Source organism: Streptomyces sp. NPDC007991 (genome assembly GCF_042958445.1).
In the GTDB taxonomy this organism is placed as follows: domain Bacteria; phylum Actinomycetota; class Actinomycetes; order Streptomycetales; family Streptomycetaceae; genus Streptomyces.
This window is the reverse complement of sequence record NZ_JBIBJD010000014.1, coordinates 38226-58354: the sequence shown is the minus strand read 5'-3', so window position 1 is coordinate 58354 and position 20129 is coordinate 38226. Positions and strand designations below refer to the sequence as shown.

Here is a 20129-nt window from a genome sequence, read left to right as displayed (position 1 = left end):
ACGTAGTCGGTGACGGCACCGCTCAGACCGGCTGCGGCAGCGGCCCGGCCGTCCGCCCGTCCCGGTGGATCGGGGTGTCCGCGCCGGCGAGCGGCCGGCCCGTGCCGCCGTGCCGTACGGCGATGATCTCGGCCGCGATGGACAGGGCGGTCTCCTCGGGGGTGCGGGCGCCGAGGTCGAGGCCGATGGGAGACCTGAGCCGGGCCAGCTCGCGCTCGCTCACGCCCGCTTCCCGCAGCCGCCGGTTGCGGTCCTGGTGGGTGCGACGGGAGCCCATGGCGCCGACGTAGGCGACGGGCAGCCGCAGCGCTTCGGTGAGCAGGGGGATGTCGAACTTGGCGTCGTGGGTGAGCACGCACAGCACGGTCCGGGCGTCGGTGTCGGTGCTCGCCAGGTAGCGGTGGGGCCAGTCGACGACGATCTCGTCGGCGTCGGGGAAACGGGTCCGGGTGGCGAAGACGGGACGGGCGTCGCAGACGGTGACGTGGTAGCCGAGGAACTTGCCCGCGCGTACGAGGGCGGCGGCGAAGTCGATCGCCCCGAAGACGATCATGCGGGGTGGTGGGACGGCCGACTCGACGAGCAGGGTGAGACCGCCCGGGCAGTGCGAGCCGTCTTCCGAGATCTCGACGGTGCTGGTGCGGCCGTTCTCCAGCAGGGCGCGGGCCTGGGCGATCGCCGTGCGGTCCAGGTCCAGGTGGCCGCCGAGGCCGCCTTCGTGGGTGCCGTCGGGGCGTACGAGCACCGCCCGGCCGAGAAGGCCGGCCGGTCCGTGGACGACCCGGGCGAGAGCGACCGGCTCGTCGTGGGCGGCGGCCGACAGTGCGGCGGTCTGGGCCGCACTGTCGGCGTCGTACGGGGTGACCATGATGTCGATGACCCCGCCGCAGGTCAGTCCGACGGCGAAGGCGTCCTCGTCGCTGTAGCCGAACCGCTCGACCCGGGTCTCCCTGTCCTGGAGGGCCTGGAGGCACAGGTCGTACACCGCGCCCTCCACACAGCCGCCGGAGACCGAGCCGATGGCCGTACCGTCGGCGGAGACGGCCAGGGCGGCGCCGGGAGGGCGCGGAGCGCTGCCGCCGACCGCCACGACGGTGGCGACGGCGAAGTCCCGGCCCTCCTCGGCCCATTCGTGCAGCTGCCCGGCGAGGTCAAGCATCGCCGCCCGCCAGCAGGACACGGTCGGGGCGGATGGGCAGGTTCCGGTGGCGCACGCCGGTCGCGTGCCACACGGCGTTCGCGACCGCCGCGGCGGCGCCCACGATGCCGACCTCGCCGATGCCCTTGATGCCGACCGGGTCGTCCGGGTCGGGGTCGTCGACCCAGTCCGCCTCGATGTGCGGGATGTCGGCGTGCGCGGCGACGTGGTAGCCCGCGAGGTCGGCGCCGTAGAGACCGCCCGTGGACCGGTCCCGGACGGCTTCCTCGTGCAGCGCCATCGAGATGCCCCAGATCATGCCGCCGACCAGCTGGTTGCGGGCGGTGAGCGGGTTGACGATCCGGCCGGCCGCGAAGATGCCCAGCATGCGGCGTACCCGGACCTCACCGGTCATGGGATCGACGGCGACCTCCGCGAACTGCGCCCCGAAGGAGTGCCGTTCCTTCTGGGCGAGGCCGCCGATGGCCTCGGCCGTGTTCGACCGTACGGTGATGCCCTCGGGCGGAATGTCGGCACCCGGCGCGAGGCTCTGCCGCAGCTCCTCGGCGGCCGCCGTGACGGCCCACGCCCAGGAGCGGGTGCCCATCGAACCACCGGCGATCATCGCCGGGCCGAGGTCGCTGTCCCCGAGGCGCACCCGGACGCGGTCCGCCGGCACCCCGAGGGCGTCGGCGGCGACCAGGGTGAGCGCGGTCCGGGCGCCGGTGCCGATGTCCGCGGCGTTGATCCCCACCGTGAAGGTGCCGTCCGCCTCCGCGGTGACGGCCGCCGTGGAGGGCATCGCTCCCGAGGGGAAGGAGGCCGCCGCCGTCCCCGTGCCGAGCAGCCAGCGGCCGTCGCGGCGCACGCCGGGCCGAGGGTCCCGGTCGGCCCAGCCGAACCTGCGGGCGCCTTCCCGGAAGCAGGCGATCAGGTTGCGGCTGCTGAACGGCAGCCCCGACACCGGACCGCGCTCGGGCTCGTTGCGCACGCGCAGCTCGATCGGGTCGATGCCGCACCGCTCGGCGAGTTCGTCGAACGCCGACTCCAGCGCGAACGAGCCGGACGCCTCCCCGGGGGCCCGCATCCAGGTCGGGGTGGGCACGTCGAGCCGCACGATCCGGCTGGCCGTGTGATGCGCGTCGGCGTCGTACATCGCCCGGGAGGCCGCGGCGCTCGGCTCCACGAACTCGTGCACGGACGAGGTCATGCTCAGGGACTGGTGCTCCAGGGCGCGCAGCCGCCCGTCGGCGTCGGCGCCGAGCCGGACCCGCTGGGCCGTGGGGCTGCGGTAGCCGGCGAGGGAGAACATCTGCCGACGCGTCATGACGACCCTGACCGGGCGCTGCAGCACGGTCGCGGCCATCACGGCGGCCACCTGGTGCGCACGGACGCCCTTGCTGCCGAAGCCGCCGCCGACGTGCTCGGAGCGCACCCGCACCGAGGCGGGGTCGAGGGAGAACAGGTTCGCGAGCTCGCCGGCGACCCAGATGGTGCCCTGGTTGGAGTCGACGACCTCCAGCCGGCCGCCCTCCCACAGGGCCGTCGCGGCATGCGGCTCCATCGGGTTGTGGTACTCCTCCGGAGTGGTGTACTCCGCGTCCACCACGACGGCGGAGGAGGCCAGTTGGGCGTCCAGGTCGCCCTTCTCCACCACGGCCGGCAGGTGGCCGTCGACCGAATACGCCTCGGTCTGCCGCTCGGCGGAGAACGCGACGTCGTGCGGCTCCTCGTCGTACGTCACGACGAGGGCCTCGGCGGCCTCCCTGGCCTGCTCGGACGTCTCGGCCACGACCAGCGCCACCGGCCAGCCCATGTGGGCCACCCGGTCGTGCTGGAAGAGGGCGACCGTCGGGTCCGGCCGGGCACCCAGCAGGCCGACGTAGTCGCTGTCGACGCGCGGGGCGTTGTGGTGGTGGAGCACGGTGAGGACACCGGGCATGGCCAGGACGGGTTCGGTGTCCACGGCGCGGATGCGGCCACGGGCGACGGTGGACAGGACCAGCCAGCCGTGGGCGAGTTCGGCGAAGGGGATCTCGGCGGCGTAGCGGGCGGTGCCGGTGACTTTGTCGCGGCCTTCGACGCGGGTGTGGGCGGTGCCGACGTGGCGCTGGGCGGCGGTGGTCATCGGGTGGCCTCCTCGGCGAGTTCGCTGAGCATGGCGACGACGAGGTTGCGCATCAGGGTCACCTTGTATCCGTTGTGGGGCAGCGGTTTCGCCTCGGCCAGTTCGGCGTCGGCGGCGGCCGCGAAGTTCTCCGCGTCGGCCCGGGCGCCGATCAGGGTGTGTTCGGCCGTGCGGGCCCGCCAGGGGCGGGAGGCGACCGCCCCGAAGGCCAGGCGCACGTCCTGCACACGCCCGTCCTGGACGGTGAGGGCGGCGGCGATGGAGCCGATGGCGAAGGCGTACGAGGCCCGCTCGCGCACCTTGCGGTAGCGGGAGTGGGCCGCGACCGGGGCGGGCGGCAGCGTGACGGCGGTGATCAGCGCACCGGGTGGCAGCGCCGTCTCCAGATGCGGGGTCTCACCCACGGGCAGATAGAAGTCGGCGAGCGGCACCTCGCCGGGCCCGTCGGCCGTTTCGTAGGACACGACGGCGTCGAACGCGGCGAGCGCCACACCCATGTCCGAGGGATGCGTCGCCACGCAGTGGTCGGAGGCGCCCAGGATGGCGTGATTGTGGTGCTCACCGGTGATCGCGGGACAACCGCTGCCCGGATCGCGCTTGTTGCAGGCGGAGGAGACGTCGGCGAAGTAGCCGCAGCGGGTGCGCTGGAGCAGGTTCCCGCCGACGGTGGCCATGTTGCGCAGCTGCCCGGAGGCCCCGGCCAGCACCGCCTGCGCCAACGCCGGGTAACGGAGCCGGACTTCGGGATGGGCGGCGAGGTCGCTGTTGGTGACGGTGGCCCCGATGCGCAGCCCGCCCTCACCGGTCGGCTCGATACCGTCCAGGGGCAGTTCCCGGACGTCGACCAGCAGAGCCGGCCGCTCGACACCGGTCTTCATCAGATCGACGAGGTTGGTGCCGCCGCCCAGGAAACGGGCTTCTGCGTCGCCTTCGAGGAGCGCCACGGCGCCCGAGACGTCGTAGGCGCGCTGGTAGCCGAACTCCCTCATGCCGCAGCCCCCTTGGCCTCGGCGGCGCGGGCCACGGCCTGGACGATCGACACGTACGCGCCGCAACGGCACAGGTTGCCGCTCATCCGCTCCCGGATCTCCTCCGGTGTCAGCGGTGGCGCTCCCGCCTCGGGGCGTATGTCGTCGGTGGCGGCGCTGGGCCAGCCCGCCGCGTGCTCCTCGATCACCGCGATGGCCGAGCAGATCTGGCCCGGCGTGCAGTAACCGCACTGGAAACCGTCCAGGTCGAGGAACGCCTGCTGCACCGGGTGCAGTTGATCGCCGTCGGCCACGCCCTCGATGGTGGTGATCTCACGCCCCTCGGCCGCCACCGCCAGCTGCAGGCAGGACACGGCCCGGCGACCGTCGACCAGGACCGTGCAGGCACCGCACTGACCCTGGTCACAGCCCTTCTTCGTGCCGGTCAGATCCAGGCGCTCGCGCAACGCGTCGAGGAGAGTCGTGCGGTGGTCGACGGTCAGCGTGTACTTCTCGCCGTTGACGGACAGGGTGAGGTCGCTGGACGTCGATGGGGGCATGGAAGTCTTCTTTCTCACGTCGCAAGATGAGGCGGCAGGGGTGCGGGTGGCGGGGCAGGTTCGCAACGGTGCAGGATGCGGGGCAGGCCGGCCGCGGCACAGCCGTCTCGGACTGTCGGCAGAGGCGTCCCGCCGATACGATGGAGCAAGCGGACACTTGTCCGTTACCCGGAAACGTAACGGACAACTGTCCGCTTAACAAGGGCCGGGTTTCGGCCAAGGACCGCGAGGAGGGCCAGTGCGGCACAAGAGCAACGCTCCTCTGCGCTCGGACGCGCAGCGCAACCGCGAGCGCATCCTGGAGGTTGCGCTGGTCGAACTGACCCGTGCGGCGGACGCGCCGCTGAGCGCGATCGCCAAGAAGGCGGGCGTCGGGCAGGGCACCTTCTACCGCCACTTCCCGAGCCGCGAGGCGCTCGTCATGGAGATCTACCGGCACGAGATGCAGCAGGTCGCCGACACCGCGGCACCGCTGCTGGAGTGCCGGGAGCCGGACCGGGCGCTGCGTGAATGGCTGGACCGTTGCGCGCAGTTCGCGATGACGAAGGCCGGTCTGGCCGACGCGATCCGCCAGGCCACCGGCGGGCCGGGAAAGCCGGCGAAACCGGCCCCTACGCCGCTGACCGAGGCGGCCGAACTCCTCCTGCGCGCCAACGAGAAGGCCGGCACCATCCGCCCGGGCATCACCGCGGACGATCTCTTCCTGGCCGTCGGCGGCCTCTGGACGATCGACCCCGCCACCGACTGGCAATCACGCGCCGATCGCCTGCTGGACCTCGTGATGGACGCGCTGCGGGTGGGGGCGCCCGGGCGGTGACGAGGGTTCGCGCGGTTCCCCGCGCCCCTGAAGCAGTCAGCGCTTCAGGCGACTGTCGTGGGGGCCAGTTCCCGTAGTTCCCTCAGGGCCGTCGCCACCGCCGGGCGGGCGTGGCCGCCGCCGCGGGTGCAGGTCAGGAGCTTGCGGTGGGGGTTGCCTTCGCAGCGCACCCGGGTGATCGGGAGATGCGGGGTCAGATGGGCGAGGCGCGGGATGAGGGCGACGCCCAGCCGGTGGGCGACGAGATGGGCGGCGACGTTCCAGTCCAGGGCGTGATGGACGACGTCGGGGGTGAAACCGGCCGCGCCGCAGGCGGACAGGACGTGCGGGCGGCAGGCGCTCTCCTCCACCGGCGCGATCCACGCCTCGTGCGCCGCCTCCGCGAGATCGACCCGGGTCCGTCCGGCCAGTCGGTGCCCGTCGGGGACGACCAGGTCGAACGGGTCGTCGAGCAACGGCCGCTGGTCGAAGCGTGTGTCGCTCAACGGCGGGTTGTGCGGGGTCGACTCGACGATCGCCAGGTCGATGTCACCCTCGAAGAGGAGGTCGAAGCTCTCCGGGACGCCCGCCTCGGTGATCCGTACGGACAGCCGCGGGTGCCGCTCCCCCAGCCGGGCCGCCATCGGCGCCAGCAGGACCGAGATGGCCACGGGGAAACCCGTCACGCGCAGCACCCCGGACGGCGCGCCGTGGTCCGCCCGCAGATCGAGTTCCGCCTGGTCCCAGCGGGCCTGGATGGCGTCGGCGTGCGCCAGCAGGCTCTCGGCGGCCGGAGTGAGGCGGACCCCGCGCCCCTGCGGCTCCAGCAGGTCGACGCCCAGGTCACGGGCGAGCTGCCGGATCTGCTGGGAGGCGGCGGACGGGGTGAAGTGCAGGGCTCGGGCGGCCGCGGTGACCGTGCCGTAGTGGGCGACCGCCCTCAGGACATGCAGCCGGCGCAGGTCAATCATGAAGCCCACGCTTCACAATGACGTCCACAAAGTCAACCTGGACGTGTACGGATCCTCGGCGCACCCTGGCTGTGTCGCGACGGTCAACCAGCCAGGACATACGAGGAGTCACCGACATGACCAGCACCACCGGCACCGTCTGCCCGCACTGCGGCTGGCCGGACGGAGGCGAGCCGTTCCAGGTGCTGTCCCGGCACACCACCGCGACGGGCCGCACGGAGTGGACGCGCTGCGGCTGCGGTTCGCTCCAGGTCCGGGTCGTCGACGGCTGCGGCATGCGCGTCGTCTCGCGCAGCAGGCCGCCGTCCGGGTCCGCTCCGGCCCGGTGCGGTACGGCGAACCGCTGACGGGTCAGGCCCTGCCGTGCTGTGCCAGGCTCTCCCCCAGCGGGCTGCGCCGGTAGAGGACGTGGCGGCCGTCGCGGGCGCGGGTGACCAGGCCCGTCGCGTGCAGGACGCGCAGATGCTGGGACACGGCGCTCGGGGTCACCCCGAGGCGCCGGGCCAGCTCCACCGTCGGCAGGGGCTCGGCCAGCAGCCGCAGCAGGGTGCTGCGGGGCGCGCCGAGCAGGGCCGTCAGGGCGGGGGCGTCCGGCTCGGGCTCCGGTTCCCACAGGGTGGCGGCGCCCCGGCTCGGGTAGGCGAGCATCGGCGGTTCCGCGGCGCTGACCGGCGGCGCCGGCTGGTGCGCGAACAGCGACGGCACCAGGCGCAGGCCGCGTCCCGAGCCGTCGACGTGGTGGTGTCCGCGCATCCGGTCGACACGCAGGACACCGTCGTCCCAGCGCAGGTTGCGGTGCAGGTCGGCGAAGAGCAGCCGGGCACCGCCCGTGGCCAGCCGCCGTGCCCGGTGGGTGATGTCGGCCTCCAGTACGAGCCGCATCCGGGGCCAGGACGGCAGCAGCGCCGCCTCCCAGTACCGCCGCAGGAGTGCGCACAGCTCCTCCAGCAGCTCCGCGACGGGTGCGTCGCCGGGCGCGGTGACCGCCCGCAGGGCCGGCGGCAGGGGCCGGGGCGCGTGGGCGGCGAGCAGGTCGCGGCGTACGGTCTGGGCGGGTGTGGCGCGAACGACGGTCAGCTGCTCGTCGAGGGCGGGCGCGAAGGATTCCGGCCGGGGGGTCAGGAAGTCGGGCAGCGCCAGGGTGTCCCCCACCAGGGCCGCGAGCAGCCGGACGTCGGCCGGGTCGAGCCGCTGGAGCACGGCGGCGCGCCACCGGACGTGCAGGGGGTAGAGGGCCGGGGCGCGCAGGGCTCGCAGGCTGCCCATCACCTCGCGCAGGGGGGAGATCGCGAAGCGGGTGTCGGCGAGGTCCGCGGTGTCGAGCCGGAAGCTGATCATTAAGGCCCCCGCTACATCCTTTGGCAACCGCCCTGCCATGGCGTGGACTTCGGTCCATGACGGATCACGATCGACGGCAGCCTACCGCGCACCCGGGCGCGAGTCCCCGGGTGGTCCTCGCCCTGGCGCTCGTCTGCGGCGCGGCCGTGGGCAACGTCTACTTCCCGCAGGCCCTCAGCCCGCTGATCGCGTCCGGGCTGCACGTCTCGCCCGACGCGGCCGCCGGCGTCGTCACCGCGACGCAGTTCGGCTATGCGGCCGGGATCTGCCTGCTCGTCCCCCTCGGCGACCGCCTTCCGTTCCGCCCGCTGCTGGTCACCCTCCTCACGCTCACCGGTCTCGGGCTGTTCGCGGCGAGCGCCGCGCCGGGGCTGGTGCCGCTGGTCGCCGCCAGTGCCCTGGTGGGGGTGACGACGGTGGCGGCCCCGCTCGCCGGGCCGCTGGCGGCCGGTCTGGTGCCGCCGGAGCGGCGGGGCGTCACCGGCGGCACCCTGCTGAGCGGCTCCCTCGCGGGCATGCTGCTGTCGCGCACCGCAGGCGGCGCGCTCGGCGACTGGCTGGGCTGGCGGGCCCCGTACGTCCTGGCCGCCGTGCTGTCGCTGACGGTGGCCGCGCTGTCGGCGCGCCTGCTTCCCCGGACGTCCCCGCCCTCCTCACAGGGCTGTCCGGCGCTCCTGGCCGAGCCGCTGCGGCTGCTGCGTACGGAACCCGGGCTGCGCCGCTCCTGCCTGTACCAGGCGCTGGTGTTCGCCGGTTTCTCCGCCGTGTGGACGGGTGCGGCGCTGCTGCTCAGCGGGCCGGTGTACGGCCTGGGCACGGGGGCCGTGGGGCTGCTCGCCCTGGTCAACGCGGTGACCATGGTGTGCACGCCGGTCGCGGGCCGCCAGGTCGACCGTCGGGGGCCGGACGCGGTCAACCGGGTGTGCTTCCTGGTGGTGGGCGTCTCGGCCGCGGTGCTGGCGCTGGGTGGTGCGGGCGGTGCGGTGGGGGTGGCGGCCCTGGTCGTGGGCACGCTGCTGCTCGACGTCGGTATGCAGTCCGGCATGGTCGCCAACACGGTGCGGATCCAGGCGCTGCGTGCCGAGGTGCGCAGCCGGCTCACCACCGCCTATATGACCTGCGCGTATCTTGGTGGCGCCGTCGGCTCGTGGCTGGGTGTGCGGGCGTACGGCCGCTTCGGGTGGCCCGGGGTGTGCGCGCTGGTCGCGGCGCTCACGGCCGTGGCCCTCGCCCGCCACCGGTGTGCCACCCGCCGTACGGCGGGGAGGTTCCGCCGGACGGCGGCGCCCGGGTCCGGCGCGGCGGGACCGATCCTGGCGGCACGAGCCACCGCGACCTCACCCGAGGAGACGTCATGACGCATGTTCCGCCCCCGTTCGACCCGGAACTCGCCGGAGCCCTGGAGCTGATCAAGGACATGATCAGCCCGGGGCTCACCCTGGACGGGATCGCCGAGGTGCGCCAGGGCCCGGGGATACAGCTGCTGGCCGATATGGACCTGACGATGGGCGGGACGTTCGAGGTGGAGGACCGGCAGGTGCCCGGGCCGCAGGGCGAGCCCGGCATCTCGCTGCTGATCTGCCGGCCGACCGCTCCGGCGAGCGCCGGAGCGCGGCCCGTCATCTACCACGTGCACGGCGGCGGCATGGTCATCGGGAACAACAGGGTCGGCGTCGACGTCCCGCTGGCGTGGGCGCAGGTGCTGGACGCGGTGGTGGTGTCGGTGGAGTACCGGCTGGCGCCGGAACATCCGCACCCCGCGCCGATCGAGGACGTCTACGCCGGGCTGCTGTGGACGGCGGACCACGCCGCCGAGCTCGGTGCCGACCCCGAGCGGATCGTCATCGCGGGCGCCAGCGCGGGTGGCGGGCTGTGCGCGGCCCTGGCCCTGCTCACACGGGACCGCAAGGGGCCGCAGCCGATCGGGCAGGTCCTGATGTGCCCGATGCTCGACGACCGCAACGACACGCCGTCGACGTACCAGATGGCGGGCCTCGGGGTGTGGGATCGCACCGCCAACGAGACCGGCTGGACGGCGCTGCTGGGCTCACGGCGCGGCGGCCCCGACGTACCGGCGTACGCGGCACCGGCCCGTGCGGAGGACCTGACCGGGCTGCCCCCGGCGTTCCTCGACGTCGGCTCCGCGGAGACCTTCCGGGACGAGGTCGTCGCCTACGCCTCGCGCATCTGGCAGGCCGGCGGAGTGGCCGAGCTGCACGTCTGGCCCGGCGGCTTCCACGGTTTCGACGGCTTCGCACCCCAGGCGGCGCTGTCCCAGTCGGCGCGGGCGGCGCATGTGAACTGGCTGCGGAGGTTGCTGGGCGTGTGACGGGCGGGGAGACCGGGCGAGCGGGACCCGTTCGGCGGCCGCATGCCGCACCATGGGCCCATGAAAGAGCTGGCCGGGCGCCTGAGCGCGCTCGATCCGGATGCCGGTGCGGCGGTCCGGGTCATCGCCTACTTCGACCGCCTGGCCGAGTCCAGGGCCGGTGTCGAGGCACTCGTACGCGGTGCCGCCGTACTGGCCGGCTGCCCGGCCCGGCTGGTCGACCCCGAACGGCGCGTGCACGTACGCGTGGAGCCCGACGGCACGCGACAGGACACGGAGGTGCCCCCGGACCCCACGTGGCCGTCCGCACGGCTGTCCCCGCACGGCACGGCGGCCCTGTGGCTGGAGCGGTCCGGCACGGCGCCCGACGTGGTGAACGCCATCCCGGCCGGGGTGGCGCCCGCCGCAATGAACGGTGACACCGCCGGGCCGACGCCCGGCCTTGCGAACGCGGACGTCGACGGGCCGGCGCCGGGCCCTGCGAACGCCGGCCCTGACGGCTCGACGCCCGGCGCCGTGAGAGCGGACAGCGCCCGGTCCGCATCCCACCTGGCCGACATCGACCGCGCGGGGGCAGTGGCCCAAGCGGTCGAGACCGACCATGCCCGCGCGGCGGCCGACGCCAACGGCACGCACCGACCCGCTGCCGCCCACGACGCGCCGGGCACCGCCCGTACCGGAGCAGCGCCCGACACCATGACAACGGACCGGGTCAGGGCGGCACACAACAAGGTCGATGTCGGGCACGCCCGGGGCGCGTCCAGTGTGGTCGACGCGGTGATTCTCGAGCGGGCCGCCGGTGTGCTGCGGCTCGTGCTCGACCGTACCCGCGGACGGGCCCCGGCCGACGATCCGGCGCTGGTCGAGACCCTGCTCGACGGCACGGCCCCGGAAGCGGCCCGGCTGCATGCCGCCCGCCGCCTCGGCCTCGATCCCGCTCTTCCGGCCCGGGCTCTCGCCCCGCTGAACGAGCGGCCGCGGGCCGTACCCGCCGGGGCGGAGACCGACGCGGTCGTACCCGCGGGAGCGGAGGCCGGCGCCGGCGTACGGCTCGGCGTCGGGCCCGCCGTGCCCGTGCTGGAGCTGCCCCGGTCGTGGGCCGAGGCCCATATCGCCCTGCGGTTCACCGCCGAGGGCACCCCGCAGGACCCCGGACCGCGCGTCGTGTACGCCGAGGAGCTGGGCGGCATCGCCCTCCTCGCCGATCTCGTCGTACCCGGCGCCGAGCCGCCGCCGGACGTCCGTGCCCTGGAGACGGCCGCGGCGAGCACGCCCTGGCTGCCGGCGACCCTGCACGCGGTCGCGTCCACTGCGAGCCTGCGGGCGGCCGCCGCCGAGATCAACGTCCACCACTCCACGCTCCAGGACCGGCTGGCGCACGCCGAGCACCTGCTCGGCTGGCCGGTGCGCACCCCGCAGGGCCGGCTCCGGCTGCAACTGGCGCTGGCGATGCGGCACCTGGCCCGGCCTTAGGGGTCCTTGCGCTCATCGTGCAAGGACCCCTTAGCCACCGCCGTCCGGCTGGGAGAGACTGGCCGGGCGCCGTCCGGTACGAGGTTCAGGAGCATGAGGCATGAGCGTGCAGCGGTATCCCCTGGCCGGGGTCACGGTGGTCAGCCTGGAGCAGGCCGTGGCCGCGCCCTACGCCACCCGGCAGCTCGCCGACCTCGGCGCCCGTGTCATCAAGGTGGAGCGGCCGGGCGGCGGCGACTTCGCCCGCCGGTACGACACGACCGTGCACGGCCACTCCAGCTATTTCGTGTGGCTCAACCGCTCCAAGGAGTCCCTCACTCTGGACCTCAAGGATCCACGGGGCCGCGAGATCCTGCACGAACTCCTCGACGGCGCCGACGTGTTCGTACAGAACCTCGCCCCGGGCGCCGCCGGCCGGCTCGGTCTGGACGCCGCCACCGTCGCCGGCCGCCGCCCCGGTCTGATCCCGTGCACGATATCCGGCTGGGGCACGACCGGCCCCTGGGCCGACCGCAAGGCCTACGACCTGCTCGTGCAGTGCCAGACCGGTCTGGTGTCCCTGACGGGAACCCCTGAGGGGACCGCCCGGACCGGGATCTCCGTCGCCGACATCGCCGCCGGGATGTATGCCTACAGCGGCGTCCTCACGGCCCTGTACACCCGTGCCGTCACCGGCGAGGCCCACCCGGTGGACGTGTCGCTGTTCGAGGCACTGGCGGAGTGGATGGGCCAGCCCGCCTACTACACCCGGTACGGCGGCACCCAGCCCCCGCGCCTGGGCACCCAGCACGCCACCATCGCGCCGTACGGGACGTACGAGGCCGCCGACGGCAAGGAGGTGCTGTTCTCCATCCAGAACGAGCCGGAGTGGGCGGCCCTGTGCGCCGAGTTCCTCGGCCGGCCGGAACTGGTCGGCGATCCGCGCTTCGCCACCGCCTCCGACCGCGTCGCCCACCGCGAGGAGCTCAACGCGATCGTCGCCGAGCGCTTCGCCCGCTCCGGCTCCGCGGAGATCCTCAAGGACCTGGAGGCCATCGGCATCGCCTGCGCGGGGGTCAACGACGTCGCCGCGTTCCTGGACCACCCGGTGCTGGCCGCCCGCGGCCGCTGGAGCGAGGTCGCGGTGCCGGGCGCCACGGTGGAGGCCCTGCTCCCGCCGGCCGACCTCGCGGGCCTGCCCGCCCGGATGGACCCCGTGCCGGCGGTCGGCGAGCACACCGAGGCGATCCTCGCCGAGCTGGGGCGCACCGACGAGGAGGTGTCGGCCCTGCGCGCGGACGGCGTCGTCTGACCCCCGGCCGGCAGAACCTACCGGGACCCGGTGACCCCCTCCGCCTCCTCGGCCTCGGTCTCGGCCTCCTGCTTCTTCGAGGCCCGCAGGCTGGTGATGGTGGTGACCGTCAGGACGAGCACGATGAAGCCGAGTGAGAAGGGGATGCTGATCTCGGGCACGTGGACGCCCGACTCGTGCAGGGCGTGCAGCACCAGCTTCACGCCGATGAAGCCCAGGATGATCGACAGGCCGTAGGAGAGGTGGACCAGCTTCTTCAGCAGGCCGCCGATGAGGAAGTACAGCTGGCGCAGACCCATGAGGGCGAAGGCGTTCGCGGTGAACACGATGTACGGGTCCTGCGTGAGGCCGTAGATCGCGGGGATGGAGTCGAGGGCGAACAGCACGTCGGTGGAGCCGATGGCGAGCATCACGACCAGCATCGGCGTCATGATCCGCTTGCCGTTCTCGGTGATGAACAGCTTCGTGCCGTGGTAGCGGTCGGCCACACCGAAGCGCCGCTCGGCCATCTTCAGCAGCTTGTTCTCCTGGTACTCCTCCTCGTGGTCCTGCTTGCGGGCGTCCTGGACCAGCTTCCAGGCGGTCCAGATCAGGAACGCGCCGAAGAGGTAGAACACCCAGGAGAACGCGGAGATGATCGCCGCGCCGGCCGCGATGAAGCCGGCCCGCAGCACGAGCGCCATCAGGACGCCGACCATCAGCACCCGCTGCTGGTACTGCGAGGGCACCGCGAACTTCCCCATGATCAGGACGAACACGAAGAGGTTGTCGACGCTGAGCGACTTCTCCGTGATGTACCCGGCGAAGAACTCGCCGGTGGGCCCGCTCCCACCGAAGTACCACAGCCCCAGCCCGAACAGCACGGCCAGGACGATCCACACCACCGTCCATGTCCCGGCTTCCTTCACGGACACGTCATGGGGCTTGCGCCCGACGAAGAAGTCGACGGCGACGAGCAGACACAGGGCCGCCACGGTCAGCAGCCACACGGTGGTGGACACGTTCACTGTTGCTCCTGTTGCAGGTGTGGGGATGGGACATCGTTGTCCGTCGTGGCCGATTTCCGCCATACCTGACAGGTGAACAATGGATCACAGTTGCGCGTGCAGCGCCTCCAGGACGTCCTGGTCCGTCAGTTGGTCGAAGTTCTCGTACCAGAGGCCCACGGCCATGAACGCGGCCGGCTGGTACAGGCAGATCACCTCGTCGGCCTCGGCGCGCATCAGCTGCGCCGCCTCCGGGGAGCACACCGGCGCGGCCAGCACCACCCGTTCGGGCGCCTGACGCCGGACGAATCGCAGCGCGGCCCGGGCCGTGGAACCGGTCGCCAGGCCGTCGTCGACCACGATCACGGTGCGTCCGCGAAGCTCGGGTGCGGGGCGGCCCTGCCGGTACAGCCGCTCGCGGCGGCGCAGCTCCGCGCGCTCCCGCTCGATGACGGGCGCGAGGGCGGCCTCCCGCAGGCCCAGGTGACGCATGGTGTCCTCGTCGAGGAGCGGCACCTCGTCCCCGGCCATCGCGCCGACGCCGAGCTCCTCCTGGAAGGGCGCCCCGATCTTCCGTACGACGAGGACGTCGAGCGGGGCGTCCAGCGCCGCGGCCACCTCGCGCGCCACGGCGACCCCGCCGCGGGGCAGGGCGAGGACGAGGGGATCGGGCAGCGCCCCCTCGCTCTGCCGGGTGCGCAGTATTTCGGCCAGTTCCCCGCCGGCCTGCCGGCGATCACGGAAGCGCATGACGGTCACCTCTGCTTCCCGCACGGAGAGGGCCCTTCGCCGATCCGGCTCCCGCGTACCCTCCGCCCACCGGACAATGCACACCTCACCTACCGGACAATGCGTACTTTCCGGACCTCCGTCACACTCGGAGCGCGGGGTGTTTCCGGCCGTGCGGCACGACCCTCCGCACCACCGGCGCAGCGCACCAGTCACTGAGCAGACTCCGACGCGACGGGAGCACCCGGATGACCACGGCCCCTTCTCATCCGCAGCCCGCCCGGCCGGACCCGCGCATCGGCGTGCTCGGTTCGTACGGCGGCTTCAACATCGGCGACGAGTCGATCCTGACCTGTGTCCTGCACTGTCTGCGCGCCCAGCGGCCCGGGGCGCGGCTGGTCGTCTTCAGCCGGAACGCCGAGCACACCCGGGCCCACCACCCGGGCGCCGACGAGGTGGTGGACTGGGAGGGCGTCAGCCGCCACCAGGTCCTGGACGCCCTGGCCTCGCTCGATCTGCTGGTCCTGGGCGGCGGCGGGCTCCTCTTCGACGGCGAGGCTCGCCGCTATCTGCGCCTGGTCCGGGCCGCCCAGGAGCGCGGCATCCGCACCTTCGCCTACGCCATCGGCGCCGGCCCGCTGCGCGAGCCCGACGACCGGGAGGCCGTGCGCACGGTACTGGCGGACATGGACGACGTCGTGGTGCGGGACGAGGAGTCCAAGCTGGTGCTGGAGGACGTCGGGGTCGAACGCGACGTCGTCGTCACCGCCGACCCGGCGCTGCTGCTGGAGCCGCAGCCGTTCACCGACGAGATGATGCGCCAGGAGGGCGTGCCCACCGACTCGCGTCTGGTGGGGATGTCGGTGCGGGAGCCGGGCCGGGCGGCCGAGAAGCTGGACGAGGGCGACTACCACGCGCTGCTCGCCGACGTCGCCGACTTCCTCGTCCGCCGGCTGGACGCGCACGTGGTGTTCCTGCCGATGGAGCGGCACGACGTGCGGCACGCGCACGCCGTGCTGTCCCACATGACCGCGCCCGACAAGGGGCGGATCCTGCACGGCGCGTACAGCCCGGGGCAGGTGCTCGGCTTCATGCGCCACCTGGACCTGGCGGTCGGTATGCGCCTGCACTTCGTGATCTTCGCGGCGCTCTCCGGGCTGCCGGTGCTGCCGCTCCCCTACTCCGGCAAGGTCTTCGACTTCGCACGCCGGATGGGAGCTCCGGCCCTGGTGGGCGTGGCGCGGGAGCAGGCCGGGCTGCTGCTGGCGGAGGTGGACCGGCTGTGGGACGAGTACCCGGAGCGCCGGGAGGAGCTGCACTCCCGCGTGCGGGAGCTGTCCAGGCAGGCCCTGGTGACCTGCACGCGCTGCGGACTGCTGCTGGACGAGGTCGACGGCGGGACGGAGCCCGCCCTCGGCGCCGCCGCCCTCCTGGACACGCAGGCGGATCCACCGCCCGCGCCCACCGCCGAACCCCGCCCGCTGGGCGTGTGACGCCGGCGCCGCCGAGGCCCCGCCCGCGGGAGGACACCGATGCCGATCCTGCAAGAACCGCGCGATCCCCGCACCGTCACCCTGCCCGAGCGGCCCGCCCGGCACGGCGGCCGCACGGAGGTCCTGGTGGTCGGCGGCGGCCCGGCCGGGTTCGCCGCGGCGGTCGCGGCGGCCGACGCCGGGGCCGAGGTCGTCCTGGTGGAGCGCTACGGGTTCCTCGGCGGCAACGCGACGGCGGCGCTGGTCATGCCGCTGATGTCGTTCCACAACGAGCACAAGCAGGCCACGTTCACCGAGTCCGGCGTGGACGCCCGGCTGCTGCCCACCGACCACGGCGAGGGCGAGCCGGTCGTGCAGGGCGTGCTGTGGCGGCTGCTGGACCGGCTCATGGGGCGCGGCGGCTGTCTGAAGCCCTCCCCGAGGACCGGGTACACGGTCCCCTTCGATCCGGAGCTCTTCAAGCTGGTCCTGCTCGACATGATGGACGAGGCGGGCGTGCGGATGCTGTTCCACGCCTTCGCCTCCACGGCGCTGCGCCTCGACGACGGCTGGCGTGTGGTGTTCGAGACCAAGTCGGGGCCGGTGGTGATCGACGCCGACGTGGTCGTGGACGGCACGGGCGACGGCGACGTCGCGGCGGCCTGCGGGGCGCCGTACGAGATCGGGCGGCCGGAGGACGGGCTGGTGCAGCCGATGACGCTGATGTTCCGGGTCGCGGACTTCGCCCGGCCGGACTTCGCGGAGTACGTGCGGGAGCACCCCGACCAGTGGCGCGGGGTGCACGGCCTGTGGGACCTGGTCGAGGAGGCCCGGGCGGACGGTGATCTGCGGCTGCCACGCGAGGACATCCTGTTCTTCGCGACGCCGCATCCGCGCGAGGTCAGTGTCAACAGCACCCGCGTGAACAGGGTCCTGGGCACCAGCGTGTGGGACCTGACCCGGGCCGAGTACACCGCCCGGCGCCAACTCGCGGAGATCGACCGCTTCCTGCGCACCCGCGTGCCCGGCTTCGAGGAGTCGTACGTGGTGCAGAGCGGCACGCACATCGGCGTCCGGGAGACGCGGCGGATCATGGGCGACTACCACCTCACCGGCCACGACATCCTGGCCGCCCGCCGTTTCCCGGACGTCGTCGCGCACGGCGCCTACCCGGTCGACATCCACAACCCGCGCGGCTCCGGAACGGTCCTGAAACGGGTGCCCGCTGGCAGCTTCTACGACATCCCGCTGCGCTGTCTCGTGCCGCAGGGCACGGAGCGGCTGCTGGTGGCGGGCCGGTGCATCTCGGGGACGCACGTCGCGCACTCGTCGTACCGGGTCATGCCGATCGCGATGGCGACCGGGCAGGCGGCGGGGGTGTGCGCCGCGCTGACCGTGCGTCACGGGCACGGGCCGCGCGGTGTGCCGTACCGGCTCGTGCAGCGGGAACTGCTGCGGCAGGGCGCCCGGTTGCGCATCGACCTGCCGGTGGGCGGCTGACGCCGGGCCGCCGTCAGCCCGCGGCGGTCCGCAGCTGGTCGTGGCACCACTGGCGGGCCACCTCGGTGACCTGGTCGAGGGCGCCCGGCTCCTCGAACAGGTGCGTCGCGCCGGGCACGACGTGGAGGGTGTGCGGGACGTGCAGCCGCCGGGCCGCTTCCTCGTTGAGCCGCAGCACGTGCTGGTCCCGGCCGCCCACGATCAGCAGCACCGGCGCCCGGACGGCGTCCAGGGCGTCGCCGGCCAGGTCGGGCCGCCCGCCACGCGAGACGACTCCGGGCACCCGGTCGGGCCGTCGGGCGGCGGCGACCAGGGCCGCGCCCGCGCCGGTGCTGGCGCCGAACAGGACGACGGGCAGGCCCTGGGTACCGGGCCACTGTGCCAGCCAGTCGATGGCGGCCACCAGCCGGCGGCCCAGCAGGGGGATGTCGAAGCGGAGTTCGGCGGTGCGAACGTCCAGCCGTTCCTCCTCCTCGGTGAGCAGGTCGATCAGCAGGGTGCCGAGCCCGGCGGTGCGCAGGCCGGCGGCGACCTCGCGGTTGCGGGGGCTGTGCCGGGAGCTGCCGCTGCCGTGTGCGAACAGCACGACCGCGCGGGCGGCGAGCGGCACGGCCAGATCGCCGGTGAGGGCCGCCCCGCCGACGGGCACGGTGACCGTCTGGGAGATCATCACGGGCCTCCTCTCCCCCGGTTCGATCGTCCTGCCGCCCGCCTACCCACACTGCGGCAGCCGTCCCACCCCGCCGCCGCCATGGCGCGATCGGTGGGGTGCGTGTCGTTGACGCCAGACCCGGGGCCGCAGGAGCGTGGAGGGCATGACGTCCCGCCGTATCGTCTTCGTCGTCTTCGACGGCTTCCAGCCGCTCGACCTCACCGGTCCGCACGAGGTGTTCCACAGCGCGGGCGACGCCTACGTCATCGAGGTCGTGTCATCCCGGGCGGGACCGGTCAGGTCGGTCAGCGGGCTGCTGGTGCATGCCGGGCACGGCGTGGCGGACCTCGGCCCGGCCGGGATCGACACGCTCGTGGTGGTCGGCGGCCGGGGTGTCGACCAGGCGCGGCAGGACGAGGCGCTGGTCTCCTGGATCGCCGCCGCCGCGGCCGGTGCCCGGCGCGTGGCCTCGGTGTGCAGCGGCGTGTTCCTGCTGGCGGCGGCGGGGCTGCTGGAGGGGCGCCGGGTCACCACGCACTGGGCCCGCGGGGAGCAGCTGGCCCGGGAGCACCCCGAGGTGCGGGTGGACTGCGAACCGATCTTCGTCCGGGACGGGCCGGTGTGGACGTCGGCCGGTGTGACCGCCGGGATGGATCTGGCGCTCGCCCTCGTCGAGGACGACCTGGGCCGGGACGTCGCGCACGCGGTGGCCCGCCACCTGGTCCTGTTCCTGCGCCGGCCGGGCGGCCAGTCGCAGTTCAGCGTGGCGCTGTGGTCACGGCAGCCTGCGACGGACCCGGTGCGGGCCGCCGTCACCGCGATCCACGCCGATCCGGGCGCCCGGCACGACATCGCCGGCCTCGCCGCGCGCGCCGGGCTGAGCCCGCGGCACCTGCAGCGCCGTTTCACCGCCGAACTGGGTGTGCCGCCGGCCGCGTACGTCGAGCGGGTGCGCGTCGAGGCGGCGCAGCGCGCCCTCACCGAGGGGGACGAACCGGTCGAGGCCATCGCCCGCCGCTACGGCTTCACCACCGCGGAGACCCTGCGCCGCACGTTCCACCGCCGGCTCGGCATCGCGCCGTCGGACTACCGCGCCCGCTTCCGCTCCACCGCGGAACCCGCCGGCGCGCACCACGTCCCGTAGGAACGCTCACCACGTCTCACAGAAAGGGGAACCCGTATGACGACATACGGCCTGCTGGTCTTCGAGGAAGCCGAGGAGCTCGACTTCGTGGGGCCCTGGGAAGTCTTCACGGTCTCCGCCATGCTCCGCGACGGCGCCGACTCGGCCGTGCTCGTCGCCGAGCACTCCGGCCCCGTGCGCTGCAACAAGGGCATGCGCGTCCTGCCCGACCGCACCTTCGACGACCATCCGCCGCTGGACGTGCTGCACGTGCCGGGCGGCCGGGGCACGCAGGTGCAGCTGCACAACCCGGTGGTCACCGACTGGGTCGGGAAGACGGCGGAGCGGGCCGCGTGGGTGCACGGCGTGTGCACCGGCACGTTCCTGCTGCACGCCGCGGGGACCGCGCGCGGGCGGCGGGTGGCCACGCACTGGGGCCAGGAGGACGCCCTCGAGGCACGCGGCGACGTGACGGTCGTCCGGGACGTCCGCTACGTCGTGGACGGCAACCTGGTCACCAGCCAGGGCGTCTCGGCCGGTATCGACAGCGCGCTGTGGCTGGTGGGGCGGCTGCACGGCCGGGACCACGCGCGGGCCGTACGGCGCCACATCCAGTACGACCCGGCGCCGCCGTACCTCGCGGACGAGCCCGTCTGATCCGCCGCCGGGCCGCTC

19 protein-coding genes are annotated in these 20129 nt (G+C 73.7%); 10 read left to right on the top strand and 9 right to left on the bottom strand.

What is annotated here, in order from left to right; all coding sequences use genetic code 11:
* Nucleotides 1–22 precede the first annotated feature (22 nt).
* The 4 genes from ACFZDA_RS34315 to ACFZDA_RS34300 are packed head-to-tail and all read right to left on the bottom strand — an operon-like array spanning nt 23 to nt 4794.
* On the bottom strand, nt 23–1159 hold the full coding sequence (locus tag ACFZDA_RS34315) for an XdhC family protein (protein WP_391089195.1): 1137 nt from the start codon (nt 1157–1159) through the stop codon (nt 23–25).
* Entirely contained in the window at nt 1152–3266 is a 2115-nt protein-coding gene (locus tag ACFZDA_RS34310) for a molybdopterin cofactor-binding domain-containing protein (protein WP_391089193.1), read from the bottom strand. The genes ACFZDA_RS34315 and ACFZDA_RS34310 overlap by 8 nt, the downstream gene beginning before the upstream one ends.
* On the bottom strand, nt 3263–4255 hold the full coding sequence (locus ACFZDA_RS34305) for an FAD binding domain-containing protein (protein ID WP_391089192.1): 993 nt from the start codon (nt 4253–4255) through the stop codon (nt 3263–3265). The genes ACFZDA_RS34310 and ACFZDA_RS34305 overlap by 4 nt, the downstream gene beginning before the upstream one ends.
* Nucleotides 4252–4794 carry a 2Fe-2S iron-sulfur cluster-binding protein gene (locus ACFZDA_RS34300; protein WP_391089190.1) on the bottom strand — a complete coding sequence of 181 codons (543 nt, stop codon included), beginning with the start codon at nt 4792–4794 and terminating at the stop codon, nt 4252–4254. The genes ACFZDA_RS34305 and ACFZDA_RS34300 overlap by 4 nt, the downstream gene beginning before the upstream one ends.
* Before the next feature lie 238 nt (nt 4795–5032).
* Here ACFZDA_RS34300 and ACFZDA_RS34295 point away from each other — a divergent pair, with 238 nt between their 5' ends.
* Nucleotides 5033–5611, top strand: coding sequence for a TetR family transcriptional regulator (locus ACFZDA_RS34295; RefSeq protein ID WP_391089189.1), 579 nt, complete (start codon nt 5033–5035; stop codon nt 5609–5611).
* 44 nt (nt 5612–5655) lie between these two features.
* On the opposite strand, the gene ACFZDA_RS34290 is transcribed toward ACFZDA_RS34295, so the two are convergent.
* Nucleotides 5656–6561, bottom strand: a complete 906-nt coding sequence (locus tag ACFZDA_RS34290; protein WP_391089188.1) for a LysR substrate-binding domain-containing protein — start codon at nt 6559–6561, stop codon at nt 5656–5658.
* 116 nt (nt 6562–6677) lie between these two features.
* Here ACFZDA_RS34290 and ACFZDA_RS34285 point away from each other — a divergent pair, with 116 nt between their 5' ends.
* On the top strand, nt 6678–6908 hold the full coding sequence (locus tag ACFZDA_RS34285; protein WP_391089186.1) for a hypothetical protein: 231 nt from the start codon (nt 6678–6680) through the stop codon (nt 6906–6908).
* A 4-nt stretch (nt 6909–6912) separates the two neighbouring features.
* Here ACFZDA_RS34285 and ACFZDA_RS34280 read toward each other — a convergent pair whose 3' ends face one another.
* Complete coding sequence (locus ACFZDA_RS34280; protein WP_391089184.1) at nt 6913–7899, bottom strand: ArsR family transcriptional regulator; 987 nt, start codon at nt 7897–7899, stop codon at nt 6913–6915.
* 56 nt (nt 7900–7955) lie between these two features.
* Here ACFZDA_RS34280 and ACFZDA_RS34275 point away from each other — a divergent pair, with 56 nt between their 5' ends.
* The 4 genes from ACFZDA_RS34275 (at nt 7956) to ACFZDA_RS34260 (ending at nt 12992) form a co-directional block, all read left to right on the top strand.
* Complete coding sequence (locus ACFZDA_RS34275; protein ID WP_391089183.1) at nt 7956–9257, top strand: MFS transporter; 1302 nt, start codon at nt 7956–7958, stop codon at nt 9255–9257.
* Entirely contained in the window at nt 9254–10228 is a 975-nt protein-coding gene (locus ACFZDA_RS34270) for an alpha/beta hydrolase fold domain-containing protein (RefSeq protein WP_391089181.1), read from the top strand. The genes ACFZDA_RS34275 and ACFZDA_RS34270 overlap by 4 nt, the downstream gene beginning before the upstream one ends.
* 516 nt (nt 10229–10744) lie before the next feature.
* Complete coding sequence (locus tag ACFZDA_RS34265) at nt 10745–11701, top strand: helix-turn-helix domain-containing protein (protein WP_391089360.1); 957 nt, start codon at nt 10745–10747, stop codon at nt 11699–11701.
* A 100-nt stretch (nt 11702–11801) separates the two neighbouring features.
* Nucleotides 11802–12992 carry a CoA transferase gene (locus ACFZDA_RS34260; RefSeq protein WP_391089179.1) on the top strand — a complete coding sequence of 397 codons (1191 nt, stop codon included), beginning with the start codon at nt 11802–11804 and terminating at the stop codon, nt 12990–12992.
* Nucleotides 12993–13009: 17 nt separating this feature from the next.
* Here ACFZDA_RS34260 and ACFZDA_RS34255 read toward each other — a convergent pair whose 3' ends face one another.
* Together ACFZDA_RS34255 and ACFZDA_RS34250 are read right to left on the bottom strand one after the other, a co-directional pair.
* Complete coding sequence (locus ACFZDA_RS34255) at nt 13010–13999, bottom strand: TerC/Alx family metal homeostasis membrane protein (protein WP_391089177.1); 990 nt, start codon at nt 13997–13999, stop codon at nt 13010–13012.
* An 84-nt stretch (nt 14000–14083) separates the two neighbouring features.
* Nucleotides 14084–14728, bottom strand: coding sequence for a phosphoribosyltransferase family protein (locus ACFZDA_RS34250; protein ID WP_391089176.1), 645 nt, complete (start codon nt 14726–14728; stop codon nt 14084–14086).
* 227 nt (nt 14729–14955) lie between these two features.
* Between ACFZDA_RS34250 and ACFZDA_RS34245 the strand changes: the two genes are divergently transcribed.
* Both ACFZDA_RS34245 and ACFZDA_RS34240 read left to right on the top strand, forming a co-directional pair.
* A complete protein-coding gene (locus ACFZDA_RS34245; protein WP_391089174.1) occupies nt 14956–16200 on the top strand; it encodes a polysaccharide pyruvyl transferase family protein in 1245 nt (414 codons plus the stop codon).
* 39 nt (nt 16201–16239) lie between these two features.
* The gene (locus ACFZDA_RS34240) at nt 16240–17679 is read left to right on the top strand and encodes an FAD-dependent oxidoreductase (protein ID WP_391089172.1); all 1440 of its coding nucleotides are present in this window, start codon (nt 16240–16242) and stop codon (nt 17677–17679) included.
* Nucleotides 17680–17692: 13 nt separating this feature from the next.
* Here the strand turns inward: ACFZDA_RS34240 and ACFZDA_RS34235 are convergent, their stop codons facing one another.
* Nucleotides 17693–18349, bottom strand: a complete 657-nt coding sequence (locus tag ACFZDA_RS34235) for an alpha/beta family hydrolase (protein ID WP_391089170.1) — start codon at nt 18347–18349, stop codon at nt 17693–17695.
* Between the two features lie 145 nt (nt 18350–18494).
* On the opposite strand from ACFZDA_RS34235, the gene ACFZDA_RS34230 reads away from it, so the two are divergent.
* Together ACFZDA_RS34230 and ACFZDA_RS34225 are read left to right on the top strand one after the other, a co-directional pair.
* Nucleotides 18495–19475, top strand: coding sequence for a DJ-1/PfpI family protein (locus ACFZDA_RS34230; RefSeq protein WP_391089168.1), 981 nt, complete (start codon nt 18495–18497; stop codon nt 19473–19475).
* Nucleotides 19476–19511: 36 nt separating this feature from the next.
* Nucleotides 19512–20111, top strand: coding sequence for a DJ-1/PfpI family protein (locus tag ACFZDA_RS34225; protein ID WP_391089166.1), 600 nt, complete (start codon nt 19512–19514; stop codon nt 20109–20111).
* The last annotated feature ends 18 nt before the right edge of the window (nt 20112–20129 follow it).